The following is a 9,800-nucleotide window of genomic DNA, read 5'->3' on the forward strand; positions in this document are numbered from 1 at the left end:
AGCAGTCGAGGCCCGTGGGCCTTTAGAGCGGTTCCTGTTCTAACAGAATCGCCGGAACCGTTCTAACCATTTGTTTTATCGCATTATCCAACGCATCGAAGCGGCATAAGAAATCAGTCCAGTGAACTGATCCCCGCGTAGAGGTTTCACACTTTTGCTGAAATGCTCCAGGCAACCGGTTCGCGCAGGCAGCAATGCGCGCTTTAACGGCGTTTTCTTCCAGAAAGTTCAGCGGGAAAGCGTCTGTCCGGGCTACGCGGAGCGGTCATCGAACTGGAGGGGAAACCGGTCTGGCAGCCAGGCCGGGAAAAGGTTGGTTCGGTCCGAGCAGTCCTTTGGGCGGGGGGCTTGGGGTCGGACTTGCCCGAACCGAACCGTCTCAGGCAACGTGTAGATGCTGAAGCCATAATCGGGCTGCAATGCGAAGCTGACAAGGCGAAAATGTGGCCAACAATCACCATTGCAAACACACATTCTCTTTTCGTGAATGACGGCTTCCCGCCGCTATTCCCTATTTATTGGGCTTCTTTCGGCCCATGAGCGGCAGCAAAAACAGGCTCGCGGACGCGGCCCCTTGAAATTGCTTCACAAAAGCATCACCCTGTTGTCATGCGCCGGGTCCGGTTCGCTTCACCACCCTTGCTGAACACCGATCCCGGTTGCACGCAGTTTGTTCCTGAGCCTGTCCGGGCTTCCGGGCGGCGCTCCGCAAAAGGCTGAAAGGAAGGAAATGGATACGTCAAGCGCAGCGAATGAGGATTCGTCGTCCCTTTCTCCCTCGTCTGCTTCGTCAAAGGTCGTTCCTCTCGACCGTGCGCGATCTGCTCCCGTCAGTTTCAACCGGCATGAACTCGGCAAAATCCTGAACATCTATGGCCGCATGGTCGCCTCCGGCACTTGGCGCGACTATGCCATCGACCATCTGAGCGACCGCGCCGTGTTCTCCATCTTTCGCCGTGCAAGCGAGATGCCGCTTTTCCGCATCGAGAAGAACCCCAAGCTGGCGCAGAAGCAGGGCGCCTATTCGGTCATCGCCGCAAGCGGGCTGATCATGAAGCGCGGCCACGAACTGGAACGCGTGCTGCGGGTTTTCGACAAGAGCCTCAAGCTCGTCGAAAGCTGATGCTTCGAGACGCCGTTTCCAACCGCCTCTCAGGATGAGGGAGGCGTAAGCGGCGGGGTTCCCGGTTTCGTTGAACGGCCACCATTGAGCGGCAGTTGCATCAGCACCGTGTCGAGCCAGCGCCCGTGTTTGAAGCCCGAACCCTCGATGCGCCCGCAATGGGCAAAGCCGAGGCTTTCATGCAGCCGGACCGAACCGATATTGTGTTCGCCGTCACCGATCACCGCCAGCAACTGACGGAAGCCCAAAGCGGAAATGCGCTCGATAAGCGCGCGCAGCAGCAGCTTGCCGATGCCCTTTCCCTTGGCATCCGGGGCGATATAGATCGAATCCTCCGCAAGCCAGCGATAGGCGGGCCTGACGCGGAAATGGCTGGCATAGGCATAGCCCAGAATCCGGTCATCTTCCTCGGCCACGAGGACCGGAAAGCCCTGCGCCACCAAAGCCGCGAAACGCCTTGCCATTTCATCGGCGGTCGGCGGTTCGATCTCGTAGGAACCGGCGCCGGTCAGGACGGCTTCCGAATAGATCGCGGTGATTGTTTCGATATCGGCAGGCTGGAAATCACGAATGACGGGCATGTTGAAACCGCAGCAGCGTGGGAGACGGGTCCCTAACATGCATCATAAACCGCCCGGAAAAAAGCAAAAAGGGCAGCGTTTCCGCTGCCCTTTTGTTCAAGCCTCTTCGGCTGATTATTCACGGTTGCCCATGAACTGCAGCAGGAAGGTGAACATGTTGATGAAGTCGAGATAGAGGCGCAGCGCGCCCATCACGACCTTGCGGCCATGCGCATCCGAAGAATCGCCTTCGTAGTACATTTCCTTGATCGACTGCGTGTCGTAGGCGGTGAGGCCTGCGAAGATCAGGACGCCGATCACCGAGATCGCGAACTGCAGCGCGGTGGAGCCGAGGAAGATGTTGACGACCGAAGCCAGGATCAGGCCGAACAGGCCCATGACCAGGAACGAGCCCATGGCCGACAGGTCGCGCTTGGTCGTGTAACCATAGAGCGACAGCGCGCCGAAGGAAGCAGCCGTCACGAAGAAGGTGCGAACGATGCTCTGGCCGGTGAAGACCAGGAAGATCGACGACAGCGACAGGCCGACGAGAGCTGCATAGCCCCAGAAGACGGCGTTAGCCGTGCCGACCGACATGCGTTCGATGCGGAAGCTCAGGAAGAACACTGCCGCGAGCGGCGCAAGCATCACCACCCAGCGAAGCGGGGACGTGTAGAGCGCCACACCAAGGCTGGTGAGCATCTTGCCGTTGGCGAGCTGGGCGACGGCTGCGGACGGGTCCGTGGTCGTTGCGAGCGCTGCAACGGCAAATGCGGCAAGGCCGGTAACGGCCAGGCCGATAGCCATCATGTTATAGACGCCGAGCATGTAGCTGCGCAGGCCCTGGTCGATGCCTGCATCGGCGCGAGCGCCGCCTACCGGCCTCTGCTGCGCCTGAATATTGCGAAAGTCAGCCATGACTTAAATCCTCTTGCCATGTCCCGTCCGGTGTCGGGGCGCTCATGAAGGCCGAGCCGCCGCCAGGCGCCGCTGGCGGGACCCCAGCATGCCTGCCTGACATTATGGGGATTTCGGCCTTCGCGTACAAGTACCACCTGTAAAAAAACGTGATGGGGCGACTTGAAACGCCGCCCGCATTATCCATGCGATCCAAGGGGTTACCTCATTGGAAGCTTCAGAATTACAAAAGCTTCATATCGTCCTCAGCACCTGTGCGGGCTTCTGCCCGAGGACGCGCCACGTGCCTGCGAGGCCGAAACCGACCGTCAGCACCAGCGCGATGGCCACGGTCATCAGCGCGACATCGGGCAGGAAACTCGCCTTCAGCTTCATGATTTCCACCACGACATACCATCCCGCCACGCTACCAGCGACGAGCGCGAAGAGCGCCGTCGCCAGCCCAAGCAGCATATATTCAAGCACATAGGCCGTGATCAGCGTACCCCGCGTCGCGCCGAGCGTCTTCAGCACCACCGCATCGTGGACGCGGGCGCGGTTACCGGCGGCAAGCGCCCCGCCCAGCACCAGAACCGAAGCCGCAAGCGCGATGGAAGCCGCGGCGCGGATGGCGGTTGCAAGCTGGCCGATCAGATCATTGGCGACATCGAGCGCATCGGTCACACTCACCGTCGTGATGGCGGGCCATGTCCTTGTGACCTGACGCAGCACATCAGGCGCAAGGCTCTTCTGGCTGTCGGGAATGGTGAGCGTGGCGAGCCATGTCGCAGGCGCGCCGGCGAAGGTGTTGGGCGAAAACACCATGACGAAGTTCATCGCCAGCGTTTCCCACTGAACCTGACGGAAGCTTGCAATCCTTGCAGTTATGTTGCGGCCAAGCACATTGACCGTCACCGTGTCGCCGAGCTTCAGGCCGAGTTCCTTGCCCTCGCGCTCCGCGAAGGACACCAGCGGCTCGCCGCCATAGTCAGCGGGCCACCATTCGCCTTCCGTCAGCGTCGAGTTTTCGGGGACGTTATCGGAAAAGGTTATGCCGCGGTCGCCGCGCAGCACCCAGGCTGCTTCCGGCGGGATGGTCATGTCGCGCACATTGGTGCCGTTGAAGGCGACGATGCGGCCGCGCAGCATCGGCCCGGAAGTGAGCTTGCCGTCCGGCACGATGCCGCTCACCAGTTTGGTGAAATCGCCGATGTCGCGGTTCTGAATGTCGACGAAAAAGAAATCGGGCGCCTGCGCGGGAATGTTTTCCGTCACCTGGCGGCGCAGATTGCCGTCGATCAGCGCGATTGCCACCATCAGCGTCAGGCCAAGGCCCAGCGAAAGCACCACGGAGGGCGTGAGTGCGCCCGGACGATGGATGTTGCCCACTGCGAGCCGCAGCGCCGTCGAGCGCACGCGCGGCACCCGGCGGGCAAGCCAGCGGATGCCGTCCGCGACAAGCCGGAGAACGCCGAAGGCAGCAATGGCCGAGACGATGAAGATCGCCGCGATGCGCCGGTCATAGGCGACGTAGAGCGCGAGCCCCGCAAGCGCTGCAATCAGCAGAACCGCAAGGGAGAGATAAAGAAGCGGCGGCAGGCCGCGCTGCTCAAACCCCTGTTCGCGGAAAAGCGCCGTCGCCGGAATATCGCGCGCGCGGCCAAGCGGAATGATCGCGAAGGCAAGCGTGGTGATGAGGCCGAAGATGGCGGCAAGCGCCAGCGCGCCGGGGAAGAAACCGCCGCCACCGGCGACCGGCAGGTAATTGGCAAGCGCCAGCGCCGCCGCATAGGGGATGATCGCCGCCAGCACCAGACCGATGGCGATGCCGATCAGGCCGATCACCATGATCTGCACCAGATAGACCAGCACGGCGAAGCGCGCAGGCGCGCCCAGCGACTTGAAGGTGGCGATCACGCCGCGCTTGCCGTCGAGATAGGCGCGCACCGCATTGGCGACCCCCACACCGCCGACGATCAGGGCCGTCAGGCCGACCAGCGTCAGGAATTGCGAGAAGCGCTCGATATTGGCGCTGAGCGCCGGAGCGGCATTGGCGCGGGAGCGAATGTTCCAGCCTGCATCGGGAAAATCGGCGGCAGCCTGCCGCCTGACTTCGGCGATTGCGGCGTCGGGCGCGCCATGCGGCAACGCAACCTTGTAGATATGATCGACGAGGCTGCCCGGCTGGATGAGGCCGGAAGCGCGCAAGCCCTCCAGCGAGACCAGAAAGCGCGGCGCGAAATTGAAACCGGAAGAAAGCAGGTCCGGTTCGCTCTTGATCAGGCCGCGCAGTTCAAAGGTCTGCGAACCGAGCAGCACTTTCGCGCCAAGCGACAGGTCCATGCGATTGAGAAAGTCCTGGCTGACGGCAGCACCATAGGTGCCGTCCTTCTCGCCGGTCATATCGGCCAAAGATTGCTGCGGCTCGACCTTCAGTTCGCCGTAAAGCGGATAGGCGGCGTCGACCGCCTTTACTTCGACCAGCGACTGATCGGAGCCATCCGGCATGCGCGCCATGGAGCGCATGGTGGCGCTTTCGGCAAGCCTGCCCTGCCTTTCGATGAAGGCGCGTTCTTCCGCCGTCGTTTCGCGCTGATTGAGCGCGAAGCTGACATCGCCGCCGAGAATGCTCTGGCCTTGCGCGGCAATGCCGGTGCTGACCGAACGCGCCACGGAATTGACTCCGCCGATGGCGGCAACCCCAAGCGCGATACAGGCGAGGAAAATATAAAAACCGGCAAGCCCGCCGCGCATTTCGCGCAGCGCGAAGCGGAGGGCCAGCAGGAATGACTGTGCCGCACTCATGCGCCAGCCGCCAGCGTTTCGGGAACGGTGCCGCCTTGCGCGGGTTCCTCGATCCGGCCCGAGCGCACCGGAATTTCGATGTCGCAGCGCGCGGCAAGCGCCGGGTCATGCGTGACCAGCACCATGGTCAGGCCGTTCTCGCGCTGCTTGGCGAACAGGAGGTCGGCAATCTGACGCCCTGTCGTGGTGTCGAGATTGCCGGTTGGCTCATCCGCGATCAGGATCTTCGGGCTTGGCGCAAGGGCGCGCGCGATCGCGACGCGCTGCTGTTCGCCACCGGAAAGCTCGGACGGATAATGGGTGAGGCGCTCGCCGAGGCCCACGGCGCGCAATTCGCGCTCCGCTACCTCGAACGCATCGCGGCGACCGGCAAGCTCCAGCGGCACGGCGACATTTTCGAGCGCGGTCATGTTGGGAATGAGGTGGAAGGACTGGAAAACGATGCCGATATTGGCGCCACGGAAAGCGGCCGCCTGATCTTCGCTCATCCGGCTGATGGTCTCGCCCGCGATCTTCACAGTTCCGTTATCGACATGCTCCAGCCCGGCCAGAACCATCAGCAGCGTGGACTTGCCGGAACCGGACGGACCGACGATTCCGACCGACTGTCCTTGCGATATATGAAGGGAAACGCCCTTCAGCACATGCACCAGCGAAGCGGCGTGACCAAGGGTCAGGTGAACGTTCTCAAGTTCGATAATCGGGCCAACAACCTGTTCCGTCACGCGGTTTTTATCCTATATGAGTCTTTGGAACCAAACAGCGCGTCACAAATTTGAACTTATGTTGCGCCAGTTATTGAAGAGAAGTCCGGCGGGCCATTTGCCCACAGCCCCTCAAATATGGGTTTTCGACGATGCGTTTCAAACTATCAATTCCGGCATGGCTCCCTATTTTTGCGGTAATGGCGTCTTTCATGGCGGCAGGCCCCATCGCGACGGCGCAGGCGCAGGAAGAACCGACCGGCCTTGAAGACGCACTGCCGACCGAGCAGCTGTCGCAGGTCAGGATCGTCGGCTTCGGCGACAGCCTGATGGCCGGCTATCTGCTGCCGTCCAATGCCGCCTTTCCGCAGCAGCTTGAAAAGGCGCTCAATGACAAGGGCGTCGAGGTTTCGATCGAAAATGCGGGCGTGTCGGGCGATACCACCACCGGCGGGCTTTCGCGAATCGACTGGTCGGTGCCCGATGGCACCGATCTCGTCATCCTCGAACTGGGCGCCAATGACGCGCTGCGCGGCATCGAGCCCGACATTACCGAAAAGAACCTTGATGAAATGCTGGCGCGCCTCAAGCAGCGCGGCATTTCGGTCATTCTTGCCGGCATGATGGCCCCGCCCAACATGGGCAAGGACTATGCCGCCCGGTTCAACCCGATCTATCCCAAGCTGGCACAGAAATATGGCGTGCCGCTCTACCCGTTTTTCCTCGACGGCGTAGCAACCAAAAAGGACCTTTTGCTCGAGGACGGAATGCACCCCAATGAGAAAGGCGTCGAAACGATGGTCTCCAATTTTATGCCCACTATCGAAAAGAGCCTGACGAACATGCAAAACAAGGGGACATCGGGAGGCTGACGCCCGCCGGGAGCATAAACAGCTTGCCCCCGCTATGAAACTTTGATTCGCTTCGGGTGTATCGGCGAATATCGAATCAATTTCGATGGAACGATGCACTGACTCTCTAGGTTAGAGTGTCCTTTATGCATCCTTTGGATGCCCGGCGCTCTGACATGGAACGCTTCGAGGAGGATGCCTTATGCCGCGTCTTTTCACTGCCCTCGAAATCCCGCGCGACGCCGCGCTTTCGCTCTCGCTGCTGCGAGGCGGTCTCCCCGGCGCACGCTGGATTGATGTCGAAAACTACCACATAACGCTACGTTTTATCGGAGATGTGGAAGGCCACGTGGCCGACGAGGTTGCCAATGCGCTCGATCGCGTGCGGCGACCCGAATTCATGCTCAACCTGTCGGGTGTCAATGCGTTCGGCTCCAAGAAGCCGCACAGCATCTATGCGGGTGTATCCCCCTCGCCTGAGCTCAACGCCTTGCAGGCGGAAATCGAAAGGATCTGCCAGCGGCTTCACATTCCCGCCGACCCGCGCAAGTTCACGCCGCATGTGACGCTGGCGCGGCTGAGAAACGCCCGCATCGACGATGTGGTGCGCTATCTTTCCTCACGCGGCAACTTCGCGACGCTGCCCTTCAAGGTGGGACGGTTCGTGCTGATGTCGTCCCGCGATTCGGTCGGCGGCGGACCTTACATCGTGGAAGAAGCCTGGCCTTTGGTCGCCACGTCCTTCACGGGCCAGAACTGGTCGGCAAGCGCGATGGAAGCCGCCAGAACCATCCGGTAAACCTTCTCAAAATCCCCGGTCCCGCCATAATAGGGATCGGGGATTTCAACCGCCCGCCCTTCGGCAATCTCGGTGAAAAGCCCGATATGCGCGCTTGCATTCGCAGGCTGACGCCCGGCGATCATCCGCATATTGTAGCGGTCCATCCCGAGGATCAGGTCGAAACGGCTGAAATCACCTGCGATCAGCTGGCGGCAACGCTGCCCGGAAATATCGAGGCCATGCCGCGCCGCAACGCTGATGGAGCGCTCATCCGGCTCCTCGCCGGTATGGTAGCCATTGGTTCCGGCGGAATCGACCAGCACATGGCGGATGCCGCGCTTTTCCAGCACATGCCCCATCACGCCTTCGGCAAGCGGGGAACGGCAGATATTGCCAGCGCAAACAAATAAAATGCTGGCCGGGGCTTTTGCGGCTACGGATACGGTCACGGAACTCTCGCGCTCATGATAAGTTTGTTCAGGAACCGCAACATAGGCGAAAGACGATGGCACGCAACCGGCTGACGGAAAACGAACTGAACGAAGCGCTCAACGAACTGGAGGGCTGGCAGAAAGTCGACGGACGCGAGGCCATTTCCAAAAGCTTCAGGTTCAAGGATTTCAATGCCGCCTTCGGCTTCATGACGCGCGCGGCGCTTCACGCGGAAAAGCTCGACCATCATCCCGAATGGTTCAATGTCTATAACCGCGTCGATGTCACGCTTTCGACCCATAGCGAGAACGGCATTACCGAACTCGATATCAAGCTTGCGCGCAAAATGAATGCTATAGCCTGAATTTAGAGCTTTGAAATATAGACATAAATCTTCCGGCGGTCATAATTGAAGCTGCCATCCGCGTTGCGGCTGGAATAGGGAAGGACGCGGGTCAGGTTGGTGCTGTCCTGCCAGTTCTGCCCGAGCTTGCCGCCATGGACGCCGCGGATATAGACATCGCCGAGCGAGATGGCGGCGTGGAAAATATGTCCCGCCTGAACGTCATAAAAGCCGATGGCCTTGCCAAAGGGCAGCGCCGAATAGCCGTTCCATTGCTCGCCCGCCCTGAAATTCAGGATGGGTATCCAGTTCTGGCTCGACGTGCCGCGCAGGGTGTTGAGCGAGATTCCGGCGCCGAAGAGGAACCGCAGATAGACGGCGGCGTCGTAGCATCCGGCCTCGAACAGATCGATGGTGATGTAATCGTCCTCGCTTCCGGCGGCCAGCAGCTGGTTGCCGCGAAACAGCCGTGTTGAACGGTCGCTGCGGATGAAGTTTTCCCCATAGCCGGTCAAATGCATCAAACCCTCCATTCATTCCGCACCTGCTTCGTCGCGCGTCCAAAACGCTGCCGAAGCGATCCGGTCGAATCTGTATTTTGGGGATTTGACGGGGCCGTTGTAGCTGATGGTTCTGGCAGGATCGGACCGGGGCGAAATCGCCCGGACTTGCAAGGAAGGCACGAACTCCCCATTTTTAGCGCTGCAGTTGCATTCCTCGTGATGCCGGGCTGCAAAGAGCAATTTTTGCGCTCCGGTGCTCGAAAATCACTCTTTTCGCCACGGCCTGACGAGTTTTCAACTGTAGCGTTAACCGGTCATGGCCCGTGTCAACGCAATCGGGACGACAGGAGTTGAACGAGAATGGATGACGTCAGAATCGGTGAAATCCTCGAACCGGGCAGCGAGAGCGAATTCAAGAAGCGCAGCGACCGGGTGAAGAACGGATTCTGGAAGGCCGCGCGCCGCGCCGGTCGCATGGTGCCGTTCATGGACGAGGTGGTTGCAGCCTATTACTGCGCGCTCGACCAGAAAACGCCGACCCGCGTGCGCATGACGCTGATGGCGGCGCTCGCCTATTTCGTCCTGCCCTTCGACGCCATTCCCGATCTTCTGGCCGGTATCGGCTTCACGGACGACGTTGCCGTGCTGATGGCGGCGCTGACCGCCGTTCGCGCCCATATCACGCCCGCGCACCGGCTGGCTGCAAAGCAGGCGTTGGAAGATGAGGCAGTAGGGCAGTAGGGCAGTAGGGCAGTAGGGCAGTAGGGCAGTAGGGCAGTAGGGCAGTAGGGCAGTAGGGCA

At 60.7% G+C, this 9,800-nt stretch carries 11 protein-coding genes; 5 read left to right on the forward strand and 6 right to left on the reverse strand.

Annotation, left to right across the window (positions count from 1 at the left end; genetic code table 11):
- The first annotated feature begins 730 nt into the window (after positions 1 to 730).
- Positions 731 to 1,123, forward strand: coding sequence for a DUF2794 domain-containing protein (locus ACS5UA_RS22475; protein ID WP_031346521.1), 393 nt, complete (start codon positions 731 to 733; stop codon positions 1,121 to 1,123).
- A 29-nt stretch (positions 1,124 to 1,152) separates the two neighbouring features.
- Here ACS5UA_RS22475 and ACS5UA_RS22480 read toward each other — a convergent pair whose 3' ends face one another.
- The 4 genes from ACS5UA_RS22480 to ACS5UA_RS22495 form a co-directional block, all read right to left on the reverse strand.
- Complete coding sequence (locus tag ACS5UA_RS22480; protein ID WP_262074579.1) at positions 1,153 to 1,704, reverse strand: GNAT family N-acetyltransferase; 552 nt, start codon at positions 1,702 to 1,704, stop codon at positions 1,153 to 1,155.
- 114 nt (positions 1,705 to 1,818) lie between these two features.
- Positions 1,819 to 2,601 (reverse strand): Bax inhibitor-1/YccA family protein, encoded by a 783-nt coding sequence (locus ACS5UA_RS22485; RefSeq protein WP_121994741.1) that lies wholly within the window; start codon positions 2,599 to 2,601, stop codon positions 1,819 to 1,821.
- Positions 2,602 to 2,835: 234 nt separating this feature from the next.
- Positions 2,836 to 5,385 carry an ABC transporter permease gene (locus ACS5UA_RS22490; RefSeq protein WP_262074575.1) on the reverse strand — a complete coding sequence of 850 codons (2,550 nt, stop codon included), beginning with the start codon at positions 5,383 to 5,385 and terminating at the stop codon, positions 2,836 to 2,838.
- Positions 5,382 to 6,110: an ABC transporter ATP-binding protein gene (locus ACS5UA_RS22495; protein ID WP_006465814.1), complete on the reverse strand. Its 729-nt coding sequence runs from the start codon at positions 6,108 to 6,110 to the stop codon at positions 5,382 to 5,384. Before ACS5UA_RS22495 ends, ACS5UA_RS22490 begins: the two co-directional genes overlap by 4 nt.
- A gap of 131 nt (positions 6,111 to 6,241) precedes the next feature.
- On the opposite strand from ACS5UA_RS22495, the gene ACS5UA_RS22500 reads away from it, so the two are divergent.
- Both ACS5UA_RS22500 and thpR read left to right on the forward strand, forming a co-directional pair.
- Positions 6,242 to 6,961: an arylesterase gene (locus ACS5UA_RS22500; protein WP_262074573.1), complete on the forward strand. Its 720-nt coding sequence runs from the start codon at positions 6,242 to 6,244 to the stop codon at positions 6,959 to 6,961.
- Positions 6,962 to 7,142: 181 nt separating this feature from the next.
- Entirely contained in the window at positions 7,143 to 7,739 is a 597-nt protein-coding gene (gene thpR / locus ACS5UA_RS22505; RefSeq protein WP_006465812.1) for an RNA 2',3'-cyclic phosphodiesterase, read from the forward strand.
- Here the strand turns inward: thpR and ACS5UA_RS22510 are convergent.
- Positions 7,643 to 8,170: a low molecular weight protein-tyrosine-phosphatase gene (locus tag ACS5UA_RS22510; RefSeq protein ID WP_262074571.1), complete on the reverse strand. Its 528-nt coding sequence runs from the start codon at positions 8,168 to 8,170 to the stop codon at positions 7,643 to 7,645. The two genes, thpR and ACS5UA_RS22510, sit on opposite strands and share 97 nt — an antisense overlap.
- Before the next feature lie 56 nt (positions 8,171 to 8,226).
- Here ACS5UA_RS22510 and ACS5UA_RS22515 point away from each other — a divergent pair, with 56 nt between their 5' ends.
- Positions 8,227 to 8,517, forward strand: coding sequence for a 4a-hydroxytetrahydrobiopterin dehydratase (locus ACS5UA_RS22515; RefSeq protein ID WP_151656747.1), 291 nt, complete (start codon positions 8,227 to 8,229; stop codon positions 8,515 to 8,517).
- A 2-nt stretch (positions 8,518 to 8,519) separates the two neighbouring features.
- Here the strand turns inward: ACS5UA_RS22515 and ACS5UA_RS22520 are convergent, their stop codons facing one another.
- Entirely contained in the window at positions 8,520 to 9,017 is a 498-nt protein-coding gene (locus ACS5UA_RS22520; RefSeq protein WP_262074569.1) for a hypothetical protein, read from the reverse strand.
- 342 nt (positions 9,018 to 9,359) lie between these two features.
- On the opposite strand from ACS5UA_RS22520, the gene ACS5UA_RS22525 reads away from it, so the two are divergent.
- On the forward strand, positions 9,360 to 9,740 hold the full coding sequence (locus ACS5UA_RS22525; protein ID WP_025089826.1) for a YkvA family protein: 381 nt from the start codon (positions 9,360 to 9,362) through the stop codon (positions 9,738 to 9,740).
- Positions 9,741 to 9,800: the final 60 nt, after the last annotated feature.

It is taken from the genome of Brucella sp. RRSP16 (genome assembly GCF_052246815.1).
Lineage (GTDB): Bacteria > Pseudomonadota > Alphaproteobacteria > Rhizobiales > Rhizobiaceae > Brucella > Brucella intermedia.

Excerpts from the sequence above, each read along its gene's own strand:
- ACS5UA_RS22520 (WP_262074569.1), bottom strand. The coding sequence starts at position 9,017 with ATGCATTTGACCGGCTATGGGGAAAACTTCATCCGCAGCGACCGTTCA.
- ACS5UA_RS22490 (WP_262074575.1), bottom strand. The coding sequence starts at position 5,385 with ATGAGTGCGGCACAGTCATTCCTGCTGGCCCTCCGCTTCGCGCTGCGC.
- ACS5UA_RS22480 (WP_262074579.1), bottom strand. The coding sequence starts at position 1,704 with ATGCCCGTCATTCGTGATTTCCAGCCTGCCGATATCGAAACAATCACC.
- ACS5UA_RS22475 (WP_031346521.1), top strand. The coding sequence starts at position 731 with ATGGATACGTCAAGCGCAGCGAATGAGGATTCGTCGTCCCTTTCTCCC.
- ACS5UA_RS22525 (WP_025089826.1), top strand. The coding sequence starts at position 9,360 with ATGGATGACGTCAGAATCGGTGAAATCCTCGAACCGGGCAGCGAGAGC.
- ACS5UA_RS22515 (WP_151656747.1), top strand. The coding sequence starts at position 8,227 with ATGGCACGCAACCGGCTGACGGAAAACGAACTGAACGAAGCGCTCAAC.
- ACS5UA_RS22485 (WP_121994741.1), bottom strand. The coding sequence starts at position 2,601 with ATGGCTGACTTTCGCAATATTCAGGCGCAGCAGAGGCCGGTAGGCGGC.
- ACS5UA_RS22500 (WP_262074573.1), top strand. The coding sequence starts at position 6,242 with ATGCGTTTCAAACTATCAATTCCGGCATGGCTCCCTATTTTTGCGGTA.
- thpR (WP_006465812.1), top strand. The coding sequence starts at position 7,143 with ATGCCGCGTCTTTTCACTGCCCTCGAAATCCCGCGCGACGCCGCGCTT.